This is a genomic window from Mixta sp. BE291 (assembly GCF_031457955.1).
GTDB lineage: Bacteria > Pseudomonadota > Gammaproteobacteria > Enterobacterales > Enterobacteriaceae > Mixta.
Map to the genome: position 1 here is coordinate 368,904 of NZ_JAVDXN010000002.1, position 22,034 is coordinate 390,937.

At 57.1% G+C, this 22,034-nt stretch carries 14 protein-coding genes; 8 read left to right on the forward strand and 6 right to left on the reverse strand.

The genetic code is table 11. The features are described 5' to 3' along the window. Positions 1-9 precede the first annotated feature (9 nt). Together J2X14_RS06860 and J2X14_RS06865 are read right to left on the reverse strand one after the other, a co-directional pair. A complete protein-coding gene (locus J2X14_RS06860) occupies positions 10-444 on the reverse strand; it encodes an arsenate reductase/protein-tyrosine-phosphatase family protein (protein ID WP_352410471.1) in 435 nt (144 codons plus the stop codon). Between the two features lie 5 nt (positions 445-449). Then, positions 450-1,580: a polysaccharide export protein gene (locus J2X14_RS06865; RefSeq protein ID WP_352410472.1), complete on the reverse strand. Its 1,131-nt coding sequence runs from the start codon at positions 1,578-1,580 to the stop codon at positions 450-452. A gap of 979 nt (positions 1,581-2,559) precedes the next feature. Here J2X14_RS06865 and J2X14_RS06870 point away from each other — a divergent pair. Next, positions 2,560-4,134 carry a TerC family protein gene (locus J2X14_RS06870; RefSeq protein WP_352410473.1) on the forward strand — a complete coding sequence of 525 codons (1,575 nt, stop codon included), beginning with the start codon at positions 2,560-2,562 and terminating at the stop codon, positions 4,132-4,134. A 121-nt stretch (positions 4,135-4,255) separates the two neighbouring features. Here J2X14_RS06870 and asmA read toward each other — a convergent pair whose 3' ends face one another. From asmA to udk, 3 genes are read right to left on the reverse strand one after another with little or no spacing between them, the layout of a single operon-like run. Beyond that, complete coding sequence (gene asmA, locus J2X14_RS06875; RefSeq protein WP_352410474.1) at positions 4,256-6,079, reverse strand: outer membrane assembly protein AsmA; 1,824 nt, start codon at positions 6,077-6,079, stop codon at positions 4,256-4,258. 20 nt (positions 6,080-6,099) lie between these two features. After that, a complete protein-coding gene (dcd, locus tag J2X14_RS06880; protein WP_085071171.1) occupies positions 6,100-6,681 on the reverse strand; it encodes a dCTP deaminase in 582 nt (193 codons plus the stop codon). Between the two features lie 36 nt (positions 6,682-6,717). Then, positions 6,718-7,359, reverse strand: a complete 642-nt coding sequence (gene udk, locus J2X14_RS06885; RefSeq protein ID WP_352410475.1) for a uridine kinase — start codon at positions 7,357-7,359, stop codon at positions 6,718-6,720. 324 nt (positions 7,360-7,683) lie between these two features. Between udk and J2X14_RS06890 the strand changes: the two genes are divergently transcribed. The 4 genes from J2X14_RS06890 (at position 7,684) to J2X14_RS06905 (ending at position 13,295) form a co-directional block, all read left to right on the forward strand. Continuing rightward, entirely contained in the window at positions 7,684-8,325 is a 642-nt protein-coding gene (locus J2X14_RS06890; protein WP_352410476.1) for a phosphatase PAP2 family protein, read from the forward strand. Between the two features lie 112 nt (positions 8,326-8,437). Then, on the forward strand, positions 8,438-11,413 hold the full coding sequence (locus J2X14_RS06895; RefSeq protein ID WP_352410477.1) for a diguanylate cyclase domain-containing protein: 2,976 nt from the start codon (positions 8,438-8,440) through the stop codon (positions 11,411-11,413). 99 nt (positions 11,414-11,512) lie between these two features. After that, entirely contained in the window at positions 11,513-12,865 is a 1,353-nt protein-coding gene (gene yegD / locus J2X14_RS06900) for a molecular chaperone (RefSeq protein WP_352410478.1), read from the forward strand. Between the two features lie 175 nt (positions 12,866-13,040). Further along, positions 13,041-13,295 carry a hypothetical protein gene (locus J2X14_RS06905; protein ID WP_352410479.1) on the forward strand — a complete coding sequence of 85 codons (255 nt, stop codon included), beginning with the start codon at positions 13,041-13,043 and terminating at the stop codon, positions 13,293-13,295. Between the two features lie 59 nt (positions 13,296-13,354). Here the strand turns inward: J2X14_RS06905 and J2X14_RS06910 are convergent, their stop codons facing one another. Beyond that, a complete protein-coding gene (locus J2X14_RS06910; RefSeq protein ID WP_352410621.1) occupies positions 13,355-14,317 on the reverse strand; it encodes an aldo/keto reductase in 963 nt (320 codons plus the stop codon). Between the two features lie 269 nt (positions 14,318-14,586). Between J2X14_RS06910 and J2X14_RS06915 the strand changes: the two genes are divergently transcribed. From J2X14_RS06915 to mdtC, 3 genes are read left to right on the forward strand one after another with little or no spacing between them, the layout of a single operon-like run. Next, positions 14,587-15,834: an MdtA/MuxA family multidrug efflux RND transporter periplasmic adaptor subunit gene (locus tag J2X14_RS06915; RefSeq protein WP_352410480.1), complete on the forward strand. Its 1,248-nt coding sequence runs from the start codon at positions 14,587-14,589 to the stop codon at positions 15,832-15,834. After that, entirely contained in the window at positions 15,834-18,956 is a 3,123-nt protein-coding gene (locus tag J2X14_RS06920) for an MdtB/MuxB family multidrug efflux RND transporter permease subunit (protein WP_352410481.1), read from the forward strand. Before J2X14_RS06915 ends, J2X14_RS06920 begins: the two co-directional genes overlap by 1 nt. Continuing rightward, positions 18,953-22,021, forward strand: a complete 3,069-nt coding sequence (gene mdtC, locus J2X14_RS06925) for a multidrug efflux RND transporter permease subunit MdtC (protein WP_352410482.1) — start codon at positions 18,953-18,955, stop codon at positions 22,019-22,021. The genes J2X14_RS06920 and mdtC overlap by 4 nt, the downstream gene beginning before the upstream one ends. The last annotated feature ends 13 nt before the right edge of the window (positions 22,022-22,034 follow it).

The following is a 22,034-nucleotide window of genomic DNA, read 5'->3' on the forward strand; positions in this document are numbered from 1 at the left end:
TATGCCTGATTATCGATTTAATGCGTGGGCCCATTTCTGAGCGGCGTCATCCAATAAAAGGTATACAGATTCAAAAGCCTCTATACTTTTTCGATATGGATCCGGGATTTCACGACCGTTGCACCAATGACCAAACAGCATGGTTTTGCCGCGAACTTCCGGGGCAATCTTGCTGATGGCATTAATATGCTGTTTTTCCATCACCAGGATCAGATCGTTTTCTCTGCACATGGTTGAAGTAATTTTGCGTGCACGGTGTCCCTCCAGCGAGAGGTCATGTTGCTCTGCGACGTTGATGGCGTTTTCATCTGCTGGATAATTTACCAGCGCGCCTAATCCTGCCGATTCAACTTTCACATCCGGGCAATAGCGTTTTAATAACCGCTCGCCGGTTGGCGAACGGCAGATATTCCCCACGCAGACAATGAGAATTGAATTAAACATATTCATCACCAGGTTTTGATATCTTTCACTGAGTCGATGCTATAGCGAACACTGTTGACGGTCGGTAACAGCTGGTTGATCACACGGTTCCAGCGGGTCAGCGGCGTTGCGGTCACGTAGACAATGTCATACGGCTGTAGCTGGAATTCGGTACCCAGCACCATCGAGGTAGCATCAGCGGTATTCAGCTGATAGATATTGGCGATCTTGCCGCCCTGCTCGCGGTTCGGACGAATCACAAACACGCCGGTGGCATTGGAGACTTCCTGATTCAGGCCTTCCGCATTGCCTAACGCTTCCGTCAGGGTCATACCGCTGCGATCCATTTTCAGCGTCTGCTGGCGGGTGACTTCACCCATCACAAACACTTTCAGTTCGTCATTACGCGGCACATAGAGAATGTCGCCCGGATAGAGCAGACGGTTCTGCGTCAGGTCGCCGTTTTGCATCAGCGCCTGCAGAGAGATACGCTGCTCACGGCCGTTGTGGGTCAGAACCACGTTATGCCAGTCAGCGTCTGCCGCCATGCCGCCTGCGGCGTTAATGGCGTCCAGCACCGTCAGTGGGATATTGGTGATTTCCTGTTTGCCAGAAGTACCGACTTCACCGGTGACGTACACCTTTTGCGAACGGAAAGCGGCGATATTGACATCAACCTGCGGGCTTTCGATGTAGCTCGCCAGACGGTTTTGCAGTTCGCTGCGCACCTGTTGAATGGTTTTCCCGGCGACTTTGACTTTACCGATGTAGGGATAATAGATGGTGCCGTCGGAATGCACCCAGTTGCCGGTGTCGCTGGCGCTGCGGTACTGACCGGCAGGGGTGGTCAGCTCCGGGTGATCCCAAACGGTAACGCTCAGCACATCGCCAACGCCGATACGGTATTCATAATTGGCGATTTCCATATCCAGCTGCGGATTCGGCTGTGCGACGATAGGTTTACGGCGCAGCTGCTCAACCAACATAGGCGTAAGAGGAAAGACATTGACCATTTTATCGATGTCATAGTTAGCATCCTGCTGCTTAATAACATCTTTACCGCTGGTGGAAACATTTTGCCCTGGGACTACAGTACAGCCACTGATAAGTGAGATTGACACCAGTAACGGAGCCAACTTTAGTTTCGTTTTCATCATTGAATTATCATCACTATTGCTGATTTATTGTCTAAAGCGGTGTGTGTCGCCGCAAAAAAATGTTCATGAATAAACGTCAATTCACGACCAATCTGCCCTAACTATTGCTGTTCCGTCATGAGATGTTTGCCCCTCGTTTTATGCATAAATGTCCCTGCTGCGAAGCCGCGCCGTTAACGCCCGGTAAAAACGCACGCGGTTCGCTGTCCTGCAGTTCAATCATTAATGGCCAGCGTGCTGACCGTATCGGTATTAATTCTTGCTGAAGTTCAGGTGATGAAACCTGAATCAGACTTTTTGATGGCTACCCTATTCTGTCGTATTTATTTAGCATTAGTCTTAAAACAACAGAAATTTATAAATTACTCTTGACGGGCATATTTTAATCCCTTCATCAGAGTTTAAGCACGCTACCGCCCCTGGCTTTCAGCTACCAATGCTGTTAAATCAGAAACAGTGCTATTTGAGGCGCAGGGATCGGTTAGCTTTTATAGGGTGCATAAAGGCTGAGAGATGGCTCTTTTATCAGAGCGCAGCAAGAGAGCCGCATCAATTATCTCGGTCCGATCACATAAGTTATGGCTAGATTTTTATACTATTGACTGGTTGTGACAAGCACAGGAAAGCAGATCCATAGCACTTTCAGAATAAGACTAAAGAATATAAAAAATAAAGCTTTATTTTCAGTAACTTAACCCACGGAAGCCTTTCTTTCTTTTCCAGATAATTCCGGCTTGATAATACCTTTTATTACATGATGTAAACAGACGACGTTTATTTCTCCAGCAAATGTTAATAAGCATCCTGCCTCTTTGAACAGCAAAATCTCATTAAGCTTGTGTGCAGATATATGAATAATGGGCGCAGAATAAGGCTTGCGCTTTTTTTGTTTAGGATTTATCTCAGGTAATATTGCGTTTTCATTATTCAGATCTCATCATCTCTCAGGCAAATAAACAATTAAGGGCGAAAACAAGGTATGGAATGGATCGCAGATCCGTCAATCTGGGCAGGGCTGGTGACATTAATTGTGCTGGAACTGGTATTGGGTATCGATAATTTGATTTTTATTGCCATTCTGGCGGAAAAGCTGCCTGCTGCGCAGCGCGATCGCGCAAGGGTCACCGGCCTGCTGTTGGCGCTGCTGATGCGTATGGGGCTGCTGGCCTCTATCGCATGGCTAACCGGCCTGACGCGCCCGCTGTTTACGCTGTTTAACCACAGCTTCAGCGCCCGCGATCTGATTATGCTCATTGGCGGTTTGTTTTTGCTGTTTAAGGCCACCATGGAGTTGAATGAGCGGCTGGAAGGCGGCGACGGCAATGATAAGCCGCAAAAGCACGGCGCGCGCTTCTGGCCGGTAGTGGCGCAGATTGTGGTGCTGGACGCGGTTTTCTCGCTGGATGCCGTTATCACCGCCGTTGGCATGGTCGATCACCTGCCGGTAATGATGGCGGCGGTCACCATCGCCATCTGCCTGATGATTTGGGCCAGTAAGCCATTAACCCGTTTTGTTAATGGTCATCCCACCATTGTAATTCTCTGCCTGAGCTTTTTGCTGATGATCGGCTTCAGCCTGATTGCAGAAGGGTTTGGCTTCCATATTCCGAAAGGCTATCTCTATGCGGCTATCGGCTTCTCAATTTTAATTGAGTTTCTTAACCAGCTGTCGCAGTTCAACCGGCGTCGCTTTCTCTCCTCAACGATGCCGCTGCGCCAGCGTACCGCCGAGGCGGTGTTGCATCTGCTGCGCGGGCAGCACGCCGAGGCGGATCTGAATGCGGAAAGCGCCTCGCAGAGCGGAGATACGGACGAACAGGCGGTATTTAATAAGCAGGAACGCCAGATGATTGTGCGGGTTATGGGCATGGCGCAACGCAGCGTCAGCAGCATTATGACCTCGCGCCACGATATCGATCACGTTGATTTAAGCGATGACCCCGCAGAAATCATGGCGCAGTTGGATCGTAATCAGCACACCCGCATCTTAATTACTGAAAACGGCAGCGAGCCGCTTGGCGTGGTGCATATTATCGATCTTCTGCATCAGTCTTTGCATCAAAACTCGCTCGACCTGCGCGCCTTAATTCGCCAGCCGCTTATTTTCCCGGAACAGCTGACGTTGCTGATGGCGCTGGAGCAGTTCCGCAACGCACGCACCCATTTTGCTTTTGTGGTGGATGAGTTTGGTTCAGTAGAGGGGGTGGTTACCCTGAGCGACGTAATGGAAACCATTGCCGGTAGCTTGCCGAATGAGAGCAATGAGCTGGACGCGCGCTATGATATTCGTCAGAAAGAGGATGGCAGCTGGATAGCGAACGGTCATATGCCGCTGGAAGACCTGGTGATGTATATCGAGCTGCCGCTTAATGAAAAGCGCGATTATCATACGATTGCCGGTCTGCTGATGGATCAGCTTCAGCATATCCCGCAGGCGGGCGAAGAGTTACAGCTGGGCGACTGGCTTATTCGCACGTTAGAAGTGGAAAGTCATCGCGTACATAAAGTGCATATTATTCCGCTTTATCAGCGCGAACCCGATTACGAAACCTGACTCAGGGCACGCGGTGGCGTGAATCGGGCATCACACGCCGTGACAGGTATTCGGCATCACATACCGTGCATAAGCCAGGCATCACGGCGCGGGAAGCAGAGAAGCTCCCGCGCCGGTCTATTTAGTGCGGCGCCTTCACCGGTGCCGCGCTTTTTTGATTCCGCTGCGACCACTCATCCAGACGCGATTTTATTTCGTTCTCCAGCTTCTGACGCAGCAGCTGATCCACCTGCAAATGATATTGCAGATTATCCCAGTCGCCGTAAATATGCAGCGGCACCGCCGTCTGTTGCAGCATGGCGATAAGATCGTTATCCCCTTTCCAGCCGCTGGTCACCTGCACGCCGAAGTTAATATCGCTCTGACGACGCAGCATATCTATCTGCCCTGCCCCGCCGAGCTGGAAGCCAGACGCGCCGCCGTTGAGATTTTTCAGCGCAATCAGGCCATCTTTTAAGGTTGCCTGCGCCTGTAACTTATCAAGGCGGGTTTCGTTACTGTTGCCCGTTTCCTCGCCGCTGCTGACCCGATCGCTGTTACGCGCTACGGCCCGCTGCACCAGCTGCTGAAAGTTCATGCCGATAATCCGCGCGGAATCCAGCTCGAGGGCGGCATCACCGCGCCAGCGGCGATGAAAATCATCCACGCTCAACCCATCGCCCGCCAGCTTGCCGGTTAACGTCAGCTGACCATCCAGCGTCGGCGGCAGCGCGAAAGCCTGTAACAGCGGCGCCAGGGCGATATTTTGCAATACCGGGTTCAGCGCCACCTCGGTTAACGGCTGATGCAGATTTAACGTGCCCGGCAACGAGAAGGTGCCCTCCCCTATGCGGCCACTAAACTGATGCAACGCGATTTGTCCCTGTTGATTTTGCGCATCCAGCGCTACCTGCTGCATATCCAGCCCATGCCAGCGCAGCGTATCAACCTGCATTTTCAGCGCGGCGGTCAGGCTGTTTAACGGATTATCCAGATCGTCCGCCGCGTCGGCGATCACCGGCGGACGGCTGTTGCTGACGGGCGCGGTGCCAGGCGACGCGCTGGATGATACATCCAGGCCAGCAAGCGCATCCAGATCGAGATGTGGCGAGCGCATATCAACGGAGATCGCTGGCGCGTTACCCAGCTTGCCGCTAATCGCGCCGTTGAGCTGGCTTTCGCCCAGCGCCAGCGCCACGTTCTGCAATGAGAAGCGCTGGCTCTCATTCAGCCACTGCGCCTGCAGGCTGCCTTTGCCCTGCAATCCCGCGGCGGGCAGACCTGGCCCCTGTAGCTGCCAGCTCAGCGATTTCACCGTACCGTTCACGCGCTGTGGATAGTCGGCGACGTTCATTTCGCCTTCCAGCGCCAGCTGCAGTTCGCGCTGATCGCGGTTAACCCGCGTCGCCAGAGAAAGCGTCGCCTCGCGGCGGCTATCCTGCGTTAAAGAGAGGTTTAGATCGCGGAAGTTGATGGCTTCGCCCTGCGGCTGTTGCCAGATAAGCAGGCTATCGGCCACTTCGAGATTATTGATATCGAATGTCCAGCCTTTGACCGGCTCCGGCGGCGTGGAATCCGTCGGCCCTACCGGCGCATCGGCAGGCTGCTGCGCCTTGCTCTCCGGCGTCAGGCGGATCACTGCGTTTTTCAGCATCACCTGCTTCACGCTAAGCTGATGCGACAATAAAGGAAGGAGATGGACATCCAGCCGCATATTTTCGGCCATGACGATAGGCTGCTGCGCGCCGGGCGCCGTGACCGACATGCGACCAGCCAGGATGCTCAGCTGCGGCCAAACATGCCAGCGCAAATCGCCCTGCAGGCGCAGCTGATAGCCGCTACGCTGTTCAACCTGCTGCACCATGTAGTTGCGAAAATCGTTGGGGTTAACCAGCAATACCAGCGCCGTCATCCCTGCGACAATGACGACGAATAAAATAGCCAGCGTGGTAATTAGTCGTCTCATCCCTTCCCCTGATCAGGCAGTTAGTCTTTATCGATTCGGCTGGCGTCCGCGCCCTGCTGCCCTTTGTATTTAGCATCTTCACGACGGTTATACGGGCGAGCGGCGGGACCCGACAGCGGTTCAAAGCTTAGCGCACCAATCAGCATACCGGGACGTAAGGCCAACGGCAGCTTACCTGAATTATAGAACTCCAGCACGATTCGGCCCTGCCAGCCGGGATCGATACGGTGTGCGGTGACATGCACCATCAGCCCGAGACGCGCCAGCGACGAACGGCCATCCAGCCAGCCCACCAGATCGTCAGGCAGCGTCACCGACTCCAGCGTGACGGCCAGCGCCAGTTCGCCCGGATGCAGATAAAAGGCCTCGCCTTCCGGCAGCACGATCTCATCGCTCATCACGCGATCCAGCGCCGCGCTGACTTCATGTTTCGGGCCGCTTAGATCGATAAAGGCGGCGGTGTGGCCACGGAAAGTGCGAAACTGATTGCCCAGCCGCACATCCACGGTTGCGCCGTTAATGCGCTCTACCGGCGGGCGCGGCGTAATCGCCAGCTTGCCGTTATCAAGCCAGGCTTCAATATCGCGGTCGCATAATCTCATCCCCGTTTACTCCTTTTCCTTCGCGCGCAGGCGGGCTTACTCAAAGAACTGGTTGATTTTCGCTTTCAGAATATCGATAGCGATGCGGTTTTTACCGCCGCGCGGCACGATAATATCGGCATACTGCTTGGAAGGTTCGATAAACTGCAGAAACATCGGACGCACGGTTTTCTGATACTGCGCCATCACCGAATCCATGGAGCGACCACGCTCGTTAACGTCACGTTTCATACGGCGCATCAGGCAAATATCCAGCGGCGTATCGACAAAAATCGAGAAATTCATCTCTTCACGCAGCCGGGCATCGGTCAATAACAGGATCCCTTCCAGAATGATCACCTTTTTCGGCTTCAGATGAATGGTTTCCTGGGTACGGGTATGGTCAACGTAGCTGTAAACCGGCAATTCAATATGCTGGCCCGCTTTCAGTGCCTGCAGATGCTGCAGCAGCAAATCATGATCCATCGCGCTGGGATGGTCATAGTTGGTTTTAATCCGCTCTTCCATGGTGAGATGGCTTTGGTCTTTGTAATAACTGTCTTCAGGAATCACGCCGATATGCTCATCGCCAACCTGATCGCGGATTTCACGATACAACGTGCTGGCAATTAAACTTTTTCCTGATGCGGATGCGCCTGCGATACCTACAATGACGCATTGGTGGGACTTGTCAGTCATAAAATTAAAGACCTGATAACTGTGTGACGTGGCACCAGGTGATGTCGAAACATCATCCTTAGCGTTCAGTCAGATATTGAGAGGATTAACTGGCGGCAATTATAGGGAGATCGCCGGTTTGATGCCAGAAAAAAGCGGCTGATACGCTGCCGGACGCCGAAGCGCTGCGCGGAATGCCTGCTTTTCAGACTTTCTCCTTTGGCGCAATCGCCTTTCATCGATAAACTGCTACGCGCGATCCACCTCTCACTTTTTCGTGGCAGCGTAGCGACGCCCCTTTCCCGCTGACGGCGAAAGGCATACTCATAAACAGAAAGGTTGGCTATGTCCTGGAGAACAATTACCTATTTTGGCGACAGCATGTTGCTGATCCCCACAGCAATCCTTATCGCCCTGATCCTGCCGTGGAAAAGCAGCGATCGACGCACCGTCTGGCTTTGGATACTGGCGTTTGGCCTGGCGGGGTTGATCGTCAGCGTGTCGAAAATCCTGTTTATGGGCTTCGGCATCGGCAGTGCGCGCTTTAATTTCACCGGCTTCAGCGGCCATAGCGCAATGTCGGCGACCCTCTGGCCGGTGATGCTGTGGCTGTTGTCGGGCCGCCTGCCCGCCTTCTGGCGCGGCGTAGCGGTAACCATTGGTTATATGGTGCCGCTGCTGGTAGGCGCGTCACGTCTGGTGCTGCTCGCCCATTCAAAAAGCGAAGTCGCTACTGGCCTGTTGTTGGGCTTTACTCTCAGCACGCTGTTTCTGATCCACCAGCGTAACACGCAGCTGAAAGGCTTTTCCCTGCCGCAGATCGGCGCCGCGCTGGTGTTGCCGCTGGTGATCATCAGTCACGGACGCATCGCCACCACGCAACATTTTCTTGCGCATCTCTCAGCCGATATCGCCGGGCTGGAGAAACCCTGGACGCGGGCGGACCTGCTCCGGCAGCGCGATCCGGGCTATCAATCGTTTGAATAGACGCGCTATTTTAGCGGTTGCCAACAGGTCAGCTTGACTATCCTGTGCTAGCATCACGAAAGTGATATCACACCTGTTCGCGCTGGTGCGGACAGGCTAGCCGGACCCGTGGATGACAACCAATACCTTTTCGCCCGCGCATAACATCGTTGCCGCCATCAGGCCCGCTCTGCTACTGGGCCTGCTCTGCTTTTTTATCTCGTTGTTTTGCCTGACGTTGATGGCGCTTGATAATCATATTTCCCCCATCTGGTACGCCTCTGCGCTGATGACGGGGCTGGTGTTCCGCTACCGTGGTCGCCAGCTGGCGCTGCAATTGCTGGCCTGTGTCATCGGCACGCTATGCGCCAACCTGCTGATTTTTGACTCAGGCTGGCCGCTGTTCTCCTATGCTTGTATCAATTTGCTGCAAAGCCTGCTGGGCGGCTATCTGCTGCGCATCCTGCTGAAGCCGGAATCGGCGCTGGATTCGTTGCTAAGCTGGTGGAAAATGGTCGTTACCGCGGGCGTTCTGGCGCCGTTGTTCAGCGGATTAATGGCGCTGTGCTGGTCGCATTTCACCGGCGGCACGCCTGGCCTGGGTTTTTTCTCTACCTGGGTGTTATCAGAAGTGATTGGGGTGCTGGCGCTGGGGCCGATTTGCCTGCTGTGGCAGCCGAACTATCTGCGCCGCCAGGCGCGGCAGGGCGCGCTGACCGAGACGCTGCTTATCCTGACCGCCTCGTTACTGATGTGCTGTGTGGCGCTGCGCTTTCTGCCCTGGCCCTTTACGTTTGTGATGGTGATTTTGTTTTGGGTGGCGATACGTCTGCCGCGCCTCGATGCCTTTCTGGTTTTTTTCGCCAACGTTTCGCTGATCTCGCTGCTACTGGCGCTGCATCTGATCGACCTGTACTCCATCAGCCCCACCTTTACCCGCACCGCACCCTGGCTGCCGCTGCTGCTGGTGCTGATTCCCGGTCATGTGATGACGATGGTGATGCACGCCTTCCGCGAGGAAAAAAAACATATCCGCGCCAGCGAAGAGATCAACCGGCGGCTGATGGAGCGTATTACGCTGGCTAACGAAGTAGGCGGCATCGGCGTCTGGGAGTGGGATGTCAAACGCAACGAGATGAACTGGGACCGGCGCATGTTCGCTATTTATGAGCTGAATCCAGATTCCCGACCGACCTATCGGCTCTGGCTGAGTCTTCTGCTGCCGGAAGATCGCCCGCTTGCCGAGGAAGCAGTACGCCGCGCGCTGGAAGAGAATATTCCCTTTAGTCTCGAGTGCCGGATTATGACCCGCCACGGCCTGCGCTATATCCGCACGCAGGCGGAAAGCCAGCGTAATGCCAACGGGAAAATTACCCGTCTGCTGGGCATTAACCAGGATGTCACCGAGCTGCGCCTGCTGACCGAAGCGCTGTATCGTGAAAAAGAGCAGATGCTGATCACGCTGGATGCCATTGGCGAGGCGGTTATCAGCACCGACGAGCAGCTGTGCGTGACCTTTATGAATCCGGTTGCCGAACAGATGAGCGGCTGGACGCAGGAGCAGGCGGCGGGCAAACCGCTCAACGACATTTTACGCATCACCTACGGCGCCTGGGGGCCGCAGCTGGAGAATATTCTCTACTGCAGGTTATCCAATACCATGACCGATCCCGAACGCGATCTGGTGTTGCATAACGCTTCCGGCGAGCATTTTGCGGTTGAGTACAGCCTGACGCCGCTGAAAACGCTGAGCGGCAAAAACATCGGCAGCGTGATGGTGATCCAGGATGTCAGCGCCTCACGCGAAATGCTGAAGCGCCTGCACTACAGCGCCTCACACGATACGCTGACGCGCCTGCCGAATCGGGCCAGCTTTGAGCATCAGCTGAAGCGGCTGCTGCTTTCCGCCAGCGAACGGCAACAGCAGCACGTGCTGGCATTTATCGATCTCGATCGCTTTAAAGCGGTTAACGACAGCGCGGGGCATGCAGCGGGCGATGCGCTGCTCACGCAGCTGGCGGAATTAATGCGCCACCGCCTGCGCAGCAGCGACTTTCTGGCGCGTCTCGGCGGCGATGAGTTTGGCCTGCTGTTGGCCGATTGTGACATCAACGCGGCCCGACAGCGCGTGCAGGAGATCGTCAGCGCGATTAATGATTACCGCTTTTTATGGGAAAACCAGCTACACCGCATCGGCGCCAGCGCCGGTTTGACCGCAATCGATGCCGATAACTGCCAGAGCAGCGAAGTGCTGGCGCAGGCGGATCTCGCCTGTTATCACGCTAAACATAATGGACGCGGTCAGCTTTCGCTGTATGAAACCCGGCTCCAGCGCGAGCCGCAGGCGACGCTTTCGCTGGAGGAACAGGTCAAATCGCTTGATAAGCCGCTGCGCTGGCTGGCCTGGGCGGTTTGCGCGCCCAACAAAACGCAGGCGGCCAGTTTTTATCTTTTGCAGCCCCGGCTGACAAACGCCCAGGGACAGGAGAGCGATATCAGCGATATTCGCACCGCCTTAGCGGATGAAGCGCTGTGCCTGAGGCTGGATCGCACGCTGATCGAGAACTTTTTTACCCTTTACGCGCAGGGCATCGCCCGGAAAGGGTTAAATATGGTGTTGCCGCTGGCGGTGGAAAGCCTGCTTAACACGGAATGGCAGCAAACGCTGTTTGACTACCTTGATGCCAGCACGCTACGCGACGATTCGCTGATTATCAGTCTCGATACGCATCTGCTGTTGCAGCATCGGGAAACGTTGCACCCGCCTTTATTGCGCCTGCGCCAGCGCGGCTGCCGTATTCTGCTGCGCAATTTTGGCCGCAATCTGGATGCTTTTGCACAGCTGCCGCATGAACAGATCGATTTTATTCAGCTTGCGCCCGACCTTACCGCCAACGTGCATTTTAAGCTGATGGATGAAATGCTGGTTTCTATTATTCAGGGCCAGGCGCAGCGGCTGAATATCACTACCGTTGCAGGCCCGGTGGATCTGGCTATGGCGCTGACCACGCTGACCAGCGTCGGTATTGACGCCGTCTGGGGCAATGCGGTTAAAGAGTGCGAACCGCTAAACGCGCTGCTGGAAAACAGCTTCTTCGCCATCAAATAGCCGCCCGATGCCGTTAAGGCCATCTGTCACGCGGGAAACATTTGCCAGCCCCGATCGGCTCGGGTAAAGTCACCCCCTTTTTTCTCAAGGGGGGTCTTTATGTTTATCGGTTTTGATTACGGGACGGCTAACTGTTCCGTGGCGGTGGTGGAAAATGGCGCGCCGCGGCTGCTTAAACTGGAAAAGGATTCTCCTTATCTGCCGTCCATGCTGTGCGGCCCAACGCGCGAAGCCATTAGCGAATGGCTGTTCCGCCATCACCAGGTGCCGACGCCGGAAGCGGAAAACCAGGCGCTGCTGCGTCGCGCTATCGCTTTTAACCGCGAAGAAGATATTGAGGTGACGCCCGGCAGCGTGCACTTTGGCCTCGATGCGCTGGCGCAATATATGGCCGACTCCGAAGAGGTCTGGTTTGTTAAATCGCCGAAATCCTTTCTGGGCGCCAACGGCCTGAAACCGCAGCAGATCGCCCTGTTTGAAGATCTGGTCTGCGCCATGATGCTGCACATTCGCCAGACCGCCGAGCAACAGCTGACCGGCACCATCGATCAAGCAGTGATTGGTCGTCCGGTAAACTTCCAGGGGCTGGGCGGCGAAGAGGCTAACCGTCAGGCGCAGGGTATTCTGGCGCGCGCCGCCAGTCGCGCCGGTTTCCGCGACGTCATCTTTCAGTTTGAACCGGTGGCGGCGGGACTTGATTTTGAAGCCACGTTACAGCAAGAAAAACGGGTGCTGGTGGTGGATATCGGCGGCGGTACCACCGACTGCAGTATGCTGCTGATGGGGCCGCAGTGGCATAACCGCGCCGATCGCACCAGCAGCTTGTTAGGGCACAGCGGCTGTCGCGTCGGCGGCAACGATCTGGATATTGCGCTGGCGTATAAAGAGCTGATGCCGCTGCTGGGGCTGGGCGGTGAAACGCAGAAAGGCACCGCGCTGCCCGCGCTGCCCTGGTGGAACGCCGTCGCGATTAACGACGTCCCGGCGCAAAGCGATTTCTACTCCGCCGCCTGCCGCAAGCTGCTACAGGAGCTGATGCGCGATGCGCGTCAGCCGGAAAAAGTGCAGCGTCTGCTGAAAGTGTGGCAGCAGCGCCTCAGCTATCGCCTGGTGCGCGCCGCGGAAGAGAGCAAAATCGCCCTTTCCGATCGCTCTGAAACCCTTGCCGCGCTGGCGTTTATTGAGGCGGGGCTTGATACGGAAATCAGCAACAGCGGGCTGGAAGCCGCTATCGCCGCGCCGCTGGATCGCATTCAGGAGCAGGTCAGGCTGGCGCTGGAAACCAGCGGCACCCAACCGGATGTGATCTACCTGACCGGCGGCAGCGCCCGCTCTCCGCTGCTGCGCCAGGCGCTACAGCAGCAGTTGCCGACCATTCCGCTGGCTTCCGGCGATGATTTCGGTTCGGTTACCGCTGGGCTGGCGCGCTGGGCGCAGGTGATGTTTGCCTGATAAGGTTGCCGGGTTAATCCGCCAGGGCTAACCCGGCCTATGCTTCAGCCGCGCTTACCTTTGCCAGCTTGCCGCAGCGGGATGTCAGCTAACGCTTTATAACAATTAACGCTTTTTATCCGGCAGCGCATGATAGCATTTCAGCCCTTGTGATTAAGGCAGGGATGGATTTATCGTGAGCCTGTGGAATATTAGCTTTCAACACTATCTTGCTTGTGCGCTGCTGCTGGTACTGCTCTGGCGCTATACCGGAATGATGGTTTGTCTGGCGGTAATGGCGCTGGGCATTTCTCTCTGGCGCGTCTGTTATGGCGAACCGTTACCGGCGCTGTTGCTGCTGTTAGTGATTGGCAGCGCGTTAGGGATGCTCTGTTTTTGTGTTGAACGTTACCGCTCAACGCGCAAAGTAAAGCGCTTGTTTATTCATTGAGCCGCCACATAATAAAAAAGCGCCCGCAGGCGCATTTTTATCGGTGATTTGACATCAAATCAGTAGCTGCTGGCCTGAGTGATTTTTTCCACCTCATCCAGATTCAGCCGCAGCTGCGCCGCTTTTACCAGCTCATTCAGCTGCTCCATCGAGGTGGCGCTGACGATCGGCGCGGTAATCCCCGGACGGACGATTTGCCATGCCAGCGCAACCTGCGTCGGCGTAATACCGCGCGCCTGAGCCACCTCATCCAGCGCCTGCAAAATACGCAGCCCGCGCTCATTCAGATATTTATCGATCACACCCTGCCCACGTTTACTTTTACTGGCATCGTCCGGATGACGATATTTGCCGCTTAAAAAGCCGCTGGCCAGCGAATAGTAATTAATTACGCCGAGGTTATGTTCGATCGCCACCTGCTCCAGACCACTTTCATACTCCTGGCGATCGTAGAGGTTATATTCCGGTTGCAGGGTTTCATAACGCGCCAGATTATTCTCTTCGCTGATTTTCAGCGCCTGACGCAGGCGATCCGCCGAATAGTTAGAGGCGCCGATAGCGCGCACTTTGCCTTCCTGAATCAGATCGTCGAACGCTTTCAACGTCTCTTCCAGCGGCGTTTGATCGTCATCGCGATGCGCCTGATAGAGATCGATATAGTCGGTTTGCAGGCGGCGCAGGGAATCTTCCACTGCCTGGCGAATATACTTTGCCGACAGTCCGGTTTTCTCAGGTCCCATCTCGATACCGACTTTGGTCGCCAGCACAATTTTGTCGCGTTTGCCGGTTTTCTTCAGCCAGTTACCAATGATGGTTTCCGATTCGCCCCCCTCGTTGCCCGGTGCCCAGCGCGAGTAAACATCAGCGGTATCAATGAACCACAGCCCTTTTTCCACCAGCGCATCCAGCAGTGAAAACGAGGTGTCCTGATCCACAGTCCAGCCAAAAACGTTGCCGCCAAAGGTCAGCGCAGGAACTTCAATGCCGCTGTGTCCAAGCGGACGGATTTCAATTGGGTTCATCATTGTTCTCCTGAATTAATCTATTACCTCTCTTTTGATGAGCGTAGCAAACATCTGTGGTTCTGTATCGCATTCTGTGGCCCGGCGCTGATTTGTCTCATCCGCTAAGATCGCGGATACTTACGCCAGCCTTACGCAGGCCTTACAGTTATTCTTAATTCCTTCATTTTTTTATCCTATTGGATAATTACACTGGTTAACTTTACGGGTGCGCCCTTGCCAGCCCGTCTGGAACCCTTGATGACACTGCCGGAGAGCAATAAACAGCAATGAATGCTTCACGCCCTACTTCTAAAAAAATTCTGTTATTGATCCTTCTCGTGCTGGTCGCCGTGGCCGGTTACTATTTCTGGCCCAAAGGCGGCAGCGACAGCAACGCCAAAACCAACGCCTCACAGCAGCCGCCGCGCGGCAAGGGTGGACGACGTAACATGCCGATGGCGCCGGTACAGGCCGCCACCGCGCAGACGCAAAGCGTACCGCAATACTTTTCTGGCCTGGGCACGGTTACCGCCGCCAATACGGTGACGGTACGCAGCCGCGTTGACGGTCAGCTGATGGCGCTGCATTTTCAGGAAGGGCAGCAGGTCGAGGCGGGCCAGCTGCTGGCGGAGATCGATCCGCGTCCTTATCAGGTGGCGCTGGCGCAGGCACAGGGGCAGCTGGCGCGTGATAAGGCGACGCTGGCAAACGCCCAGCGCGATCTGGCGCGCTATCAAAAACTGGCGCAGACCCATCTGGTGTCGCAGCAGGAGCTGGATAATCAGCGCGCGCTGGTGAGTGAAACCCAGGGCACCATCAAGGCGGATGAAGCCAGCGTCGCCAGCGCCGAGCTTAATCTGACCTACAGCCGCATTACCGCGCCCATCGCCGGGCGCGTCGGCCTGAAGCAGGTCGATATCGGCAACTATATTTCCAGCGGCGATACCACCGGCCTGGTGGTGCTGACGCAAACCCATCCGATCGATGTGCTGTTTAGCCTGCCGGAAAACAGCATTCAGGCGATTTTACAGGCGCAGAAAGCGGGCCAGCCGCTGCTGGTGGAAGCCTGGGATCGCAGCAACAGCACGTTGCTGACCCAGGGCGAGCTGCTTAGTCTGGATAACCAGATCGATGCCACTACCGGCACCATCAAGCTGAAGGCGCGTTTCAGTAACCAGGACGATCAACTGTTCCCTAATCAGTTTGTCAATGCGCGCTTAAAGGTGAACACGCTGCATGATGCGGTGGTGATCCCGGTCGCGGCGTTACAGATGGGCAGCGAAGGTAATTTTGTCTGGGTAGTGAACAGCGACAACAAAGTCAGCAAGAAAAACGTTAAGCCAGGCCTGCAGGATAGCGAAAAAGTCGTGATTAGCGCCGGGCTGGATGCGGGCGATCGCGTGGTTACCGACGGGCTGGATCGCCTGACCGAAGGCGCGCAGGTGGAAGTGGTCGCGCCGCAGTCCACGCCGCAGGCCAACGATAACGCGCCTCAGGCGGAAAAAGGCGCGCGCGCTAAAGGAGATCGCGCCTGATGCAGGTTTTACCTCCTAACGCCACCGGCGGTCCTTCCCGCCACTTTATTCTGCGTCCGGTCGCTACCACGCTGTTGATGGTGGCGATTCTGCTGGCCGGTATTCTTGGCTATCGCTTTTTACCGGTTTCCGCGCTGCCGGAAGTGGATTACCCCACCATTCAGGTGGTGACGCTCTACCCCGGCGCCAGCCCCGATGTGGTGACTTCGGCGATCACCGCGCCGCTGGAGCGCCAGTTCGGGCGGATGTCCGGGCTGCAACAGATGTCATCGCAAAGCTCAGGCGGCGCATCGGTGGTTACGTTGCAGTTTCAGCTGACGCTGCCGCTGGATGTCGCCGAGCAGGAAGTGCAGGCGGCGATTAACTCCGCCACCAACCTGCTGCCGAACGATCTGCCCAACCCGCCGGTTTACAGCAAGGTCAATCCCGCCGATCCGCCGATTATGACGCTGGCGGTCACCACCACCAGTATGCCGATGACCCAGGTGCAGGATATGGTGGAAACCCGCATCGCGCAGAAAATCTCGCAGGTGGGCGGCGTCGGCCTGGTAACGCTGTCGGGCGGACAGCGTCCGGCGGTGCGCGTGAAAATGAATGCGCAGGCGCTGGCAGCGCTCGGTCTTGATAGCGAAACGGTGCGTACCGCCATCGCCAGCGCCAACGTTAACTCGGCGAAAGGCAGCCTCGACGGGCCGGAGCGCTCAATTACGCTCTCGGCCAATGACCAGATGCAGTCGGCGGAAGATTATCGTCAGCTGATTGTCGCTTACAGCAATAACGCGCCGGTGCGGCTGGGCGATGTCGCCACCGTGGAACAGGGCGCGGAAAACAGCTGGCTCGGCGCATGGGCGAATCGTCAGCAGGCGATTGTGTTGAACGTTCAGCGGCAGCCGGGAGCGAACATCATCGCCACCGCCGATAATATCCGCAGCCTGCTGCCGGAGCTGACCGCCTCGCTGCCGAAATCGGTTGAGGTTAAGCTGCTTTCCGACCGCACCACCAATATCCGCGCCTCGGTGCATGATGTGCAGCTGGAGCTGCTGCTGGCGCTGGCGCTGGTGGTGATGATTATCTACCTGTTTCTGCGCAACGTCCCCGCCACCATTATTCCGGCGGTCGCGGTGCCGCTCTCGTTGATTGGCACCTTTGCGGTGCTCTATCTGCTTGGCTTCTCGATCAATAACCTGACGCTGATGGCGCTTACCATCGCCACCGGTTTTGTGGTGGACGATGCCATTGTGGTGATCGAGAACATTTCGCGCTATATCGAACAGGGCGAAAAGCCGCTGGCGGCGACGTTGAAGGGTGCCGGAGAGATCGGTTTTACCATTATCTCCCTGACCTTCTCGCTGATCGCGGTGCTGATCCCGCTGCTGTTTATGGGCGATATTGTCGGCCGCCTGTTCCGTGAATTTGCCGTCACGCTGGCGGTAGCCATTTTGATCTCCGCCATTGTCTCGCTGACGCTGACGCCGATGATGTGCGCCCGCATGCTCAGCGCCGAATCGCTGCGTCGTCAGAACCGTTTTTCCCGCGCCAGCGAAGCGATGTTTGAGCGGATCATCGCTTTTTACGGCCGCGTGCTTACCCGCGTGCTTAACCACCCCTGGCTGACGCTGGGCGTGGCGCTGGGCACGCTGGTGCTGACGCTGCTGCTGTGGGTGCTGATCCCGAAAGGGTTCTTCCCGTTGCAGGATAACGGCATTATTCAGGGCACGTTACAGGCGCCGCAAAGCGTCTCGTACGCCAGCATGGCGCAGCGGACGCGCGACGTCGCCTCGATTATTGAGCGCGATCCGGCAGTGCAGAGCGTCACCTCGTTTGTCGGCGTTGATGGCACCAATCCAGCGCTCAACAGCGCCCGCGTGCAGATTAACCTCAAGCCGCTGGATGAGCGCGACGATCGTATTCCGGCGGTGGTGGAGCGCCTGCAAAGCGCGGTAGCGCGCGTGCCGGGCGTGACGCTGTGGCTACAGCCGGTGCAGGACTTAACCATCGATACCCAGCTGAGCCGCACGCAGTATCAGTTTACCCTGCAAACCGGCTCGCTGGAGGCGCTGAGCGAGTGGGTGCCGCAGTTGCTGGCGCGTCTGCGCACGCTGCCGCAGCTGAAAGATGTCAGCAGCGACTGGCAGGACAAAGGGCTGGAAGCCTTTATTAAAGTCGACCGCGACAGCGCCAGCCGCCTTGGGGTGAGCATCAGCGATATTGATAATGCGCTGTACAACGCTTTCGGCCAGCGGCTGATTTCCACCATTTATACTCAGGCCAACCAGTATCGCGTGGTGCTGGAGCAGGATACTCGTCAGTCACCCGGTCTGGCGGCGCTGAACGACATCCGTATCGCCACCAGCGACGGCGGCGCGGTGCCGCTCAGCACCCTGGCTCAGGTGCAACAGCAGCATGGCGCGCTGACGATTAACCATCTCGATCAGTTCCCTTCCACCACCTTCTCGTTCAATCTCAACGACGGTTATTCGCTGGGCGAAGCGGTGGAGGCGATCGGCGCGGCGGAGCAAGACCTGGCGATGCCGTCAGATATCATGACCCGCTTCCAGGGCAGTACGCTGGCGTTCCAGGCGGCGCTGGGCAGCACGGTGTGGCTGATTGTCGCCGCCATTGTGGCGATGTATATCGTGCTGGGCGTGCTGTATGAGAGCTTTATCCATCCGATCACCATTCTTTCTACACTGCCTACCGCGGGCGTCGGCGCGCTGCTGGCGCTGATGATCGGCGGCCATGAGCTGGACGTGATCGCCATTATCGGCATCATTCTGCTGATCGGTATCGTGAAGAAAAACGCCATCATGATGATCGATTTCGCCCTTGCCGCCGAGCGTGAACAGGGCAAAACGCCTTATGAGGCGATCTATCAGGCCTGCCTGCTGCGCTTCCGGCCGATTCTGATGACCACGCTGGCGGCGCTGCTGGGCGCGCTGCCGCTGATGCTGAGTACCGGCGTGGGCGCGGAGCTGCGCCGTCCGCTGGGCATTGCGATGGTGGGCGGGCTGATTCTCAGTCAGATCCTGACGCTGTTTACCACACCGGTGATCTACCTGCTGTTTGATCGTCTGGCGCACTACACGCGTCGACGTTTCCGGCGTGGGGAGGCGCAGTCGTGAAGTTTTTTGCGCTGTTTATCTATCGTCCGGTGGCAACCTGTCTGTTAACGCTGGCGATTGCGCTGGTCGGCATTCTTGGCTTTCGTCTACTGCCGGTCGCCCCGCTGCCGCAGGTTGATTTTCCGGTGATTATGATTAGCGCCTCGCTGCCGGGCGCCTCGCCGGAAACCATGGCGTCGTCGGTCGCCACGCCGCTGGAGCGCTCGCTGGGGCGCATCGCAGGCGTCAGCGAAATGACCTCCAGCAGTTCGCTGGGCAGTACGCGCATTATTATGGTGTTCGATTACGATCGTGATATCAACGGCGCGGCGCGTGATGTGCAGGCGGCGATTAACGCCGCGCAAAGCCTGCTGCCCAGCGGCATGCCGAGCCGTCCCAGCTGGCGCAAGGCGAACCCGTCCGATGCGCCGATCATGATTATGACGCTCACCTCCGATGACTGGTCGCCAGGCCAGCTCTACGATTACGCCTCCACCCAGCTGGCGCAGAAACTGGCGCAAATTGCCGGGGTTGGCGATGTCACCGTCGGCGGCAGTTCGCTGCCAGCGGTACGGGTGCAGCTCAATCCGCAGGCGCTGTTTAATCAGGGCGTCTCGCTGGATGCGGTACGTCAGGCGATCGCCAACGCCAACGTGCGCCGTCCGCAGGGCGCGGTGGAGGGCGACGGTCAGCGCTGGCAGATCAGAACCAACGATGAGCTGAAAACCGCGGCGGAATATCAGCCGCTGATCGTGCACTACAACAACGGCGCGGCGGTGCGTCTGGCGGATGTCGCCACGGTTACCGATTCGGTACAGGATGTGCGCAACGCCGGGATGACCAACGCCAAACCGGCGGTGCTGCTGGTGATCCGCAAAACGGCTGACGCCAACATCATTGAGACCGTGGATCGCATTCGCGCCGAACTGCCGGAACTGCATAGCATTATCCCTGCCGCCGTTAACCTGGCGGTGGCGCAGGATCGCTCGCCCACCATCCGTGCCTCGCTGGCAGAGGTGGAGCAATCGCTGGTGATTGCCGTGGCGCTGGTGATTCTGGTGGTGTTTCTGTTTCTGCGTTCCGGGCGCGCCACGCTGATCCCGGCGGTGGCGGTGCCGGTTTCGCTGATTGGCACCTTTGCCGCCATGTATCTGTGCGGATTCAGCCTGAATAATCTGTCGCTGATGGCGCTCACCATCGCCACCGGCTTTGTGGTGGACGATGCCATTGTGGTGCTGGAAAACATCGCCCGCCATATCGAAGCGGGCATGAAACCGCTACAGGCGGCGTTGCAGGGCGTGCGCGAAGTGGGCTTTACCGTGCTGTCGATGAGCGTCTCGCTGGTGGCGGTGTTTATTCCGCTGCTGCTGATGGGCGGGCTGGTGGGACGGCTGTTCCGTGAATTTGCCGTCACGCTGTCGGTGGCGATTATGATTTCGCTGGTGATCTCGATTACCCTGACGCCGATGATGTGCGCCTGGTTGTTAAAGGCGGAGCGTCCTGGCCGCCAGCCGCGTACGCGCGGTTTTAACCGGCTGCTGCTGGGTTTGCAGCGCGGCTATGGCCGTTCGCTGCACTGGGTGCTGGCGCGCGCGCGCTGGACGCTGATGGTGCTGCTGGCGACTATCGGCCTGACGATTTACCTCTATATCACCATTCCAAAAACCTTTTTCCCCGAGCAGGACACCGGTCGCCTGATGGGCTTTATCACGGCCGATCAGAGCATCTCTTTCCAGGCGATGCGCGGCAAGCTGGCTGACTTTATGCGAATTATCCGTCAGGATCCGGCGATCGATAACGTCACCGGCTTTACCGGCGGTTCGCGTACCAACAGCGGCTTTATGTTTATCGCCCTGAAGCCGCTCTCTGAGCGCAGCGAAAGCGCCCAGCAGGTGATCGCCCGGCTGCGCGTGAAGCTGGCGAAAGAGCCGGGCGCCAGCCTGTTTCTGATGCCGGTACAGGATATTCGCGTCGGCGGCCGCGAGGCCAACGCCAGTTATCAGTACACGCTGCTGTCAGATAATTTAAGCGACCTGCGCAACTGGGAGCCGAAAATTCGCGCCGCGTTCAGCAAACTGCCGGAATTGGCCGACGTCAATTCGGATCAGCAGGACAACGGCGCAGAGATGGCGCTGACCTACGATCGGCAAAGCATGGCGCGGCTCGGCATCGATGTCGCCGACGCCAACGCGCTGCTGAATAACGCCTTCGGTCAGCGGCAGATCTCTACCATTTATCAGCCGCTTAATCAGTACAAAGTGGTGATGGAAGTGGATCCGCGCTATACCCAGGATATCAGCGCGCTTGACCAGATGTTTTTGGTGAACAGCGACGGTAAGCCGATTCCGCTATCGTGGTTTGCCCGCTGGCAGCCCGCTAACGCGCCGCTATCGGTCAATCATCAGGGCTTGTCGGCGGCCTCCACCATCGCCTTTAACCTGCCGGAAGGGGTTTCCCTGTCGCAGGCATCAGAAGCGATTGAGCGCACCATCACGGCGCTGGGCGTGCCTTCCAGCGTGCGCGGCAGCTTTGCCGGTACGGCTCAGGTGTTTAAAGAGACGCAAAACAGCCAGCTGTGGCTGATCGTTGCGGCGATCGCCACGGTCTATATTGTGTTGGGCATGCTGTATGAGAGCTATGTGCATCCGCTGACTATTCTCTCTACCCTGCCCTCGGCGGGCGTGGGCGCGCTGCTGGCGCTGGAGCTGTTCGGCGCGCCTTTCAGCCTGATTGCGCTGATCGGCATTATGCTGCTGATCGGCATCGTGAAAAAGAACGCTATCATGATGGTGGACTTCGCGTTGGAGGCGCAGCGGAACGGCGATCTCAGCGCGCGCGAGGCGATTTTTCAGGCCGCGCTGCTGCGTTTTCGTCCGATCCTGATGACCACGCTGGCCGCCCTGCTGGGCGCGCTGCCGCTGGTGCTGACCAGCGGCGACGGCGCAGAGCTGCGGCAGCCGCTGGGGATTACCATTGTCGGCGGTTTGGTGATGAGCCAACTGTTAACGCTCTATACCACGCCGGTGGTCTATCTCTATATGGACAAGCTGCGCCGACGGAGAAAACCGCTGGCGGTCGCGGGTTAGCGGCTGCCGGGCT

Coding starts and splice junctions, on each gene's coding strand:
- J2X14_RS06860 (WP_352410471.1), bottom strand. CDS start 444: ATGTTTAATTCAATTCTCATTGTCTGCGTGGGGAATATCTGCCGTTCG.
- J2X14_RS06865 (WP_352410472.1), bottom strand. CDS start 1,580: ATGATGAAAACGAAACTAAAGTTGGCTCCGTTACTGGTGTCAATCTCA.
- J2X14_RS06870 (WP_352410473.1), top strand. CDS start 2,560: ATGGAATGGATCGCAGATCCGTCAATCTGGGCAGGGCTGGTGACATTA.
- asmA (WP_352410474.1), bottom strand. CDS start 6,079: ATGAGACGACTAATTACCACGCTGGCTATTTTATTCGTCGTCATTGTC.
- dcd (WP_085071171.1), bottom strand. CDS start 6,681: ATGAGATTATGCGACCGCGATATTGAAGCCTGGCTTGATAACGGCAAG.
- udk (WP_352410475.1), bottom strand. CDS start 7,359: ATGACTGACAAGTCCCACCAATGCGTCATTGTAGGTATCGCAGGCGCA.
- J2X14_RS06890 (WP_352410476.1), top strand. CDS start 7,684: ATGTCCTGGAGAACAATTACCTATTTTGGCGACAGCATGTTGCTGATC.
- J2X14_RS06895 (WP_352410477.1), top strand. CDS start 8,438: ATGACAACCAATACCTTTTCGCCCGCGCATAACATCGTTGCCGCCATC.
- yegD (WP_352410478.1), top strand. CDS start 11,513: ATGTTTATCGGTTTTGATTACGGGACGGCTAACTGTTCCGTGGCGGTG.
- J2X14_RS06910 (WP_352410621.1), bottom strand. CDS start 14,317: ATGAACCCAATTGAAATCCGTCCGCTTGGACACAGCGGCATTGAAGTT.
- J2X14_RS06915 (WP_352410480.1), top strand. CDS start 14,587: ATGAATGCTTCACGCCCTACTTCTAAAAAAATTCTGTTATTGATCCTT.
- J2X14_RS06920 (WP_352410481.1), top strand. CDS start 15,834: ATGCAGGTTTTACCTCCTAACGCCACCGGCGGTCCTTCCCGCCACTTT.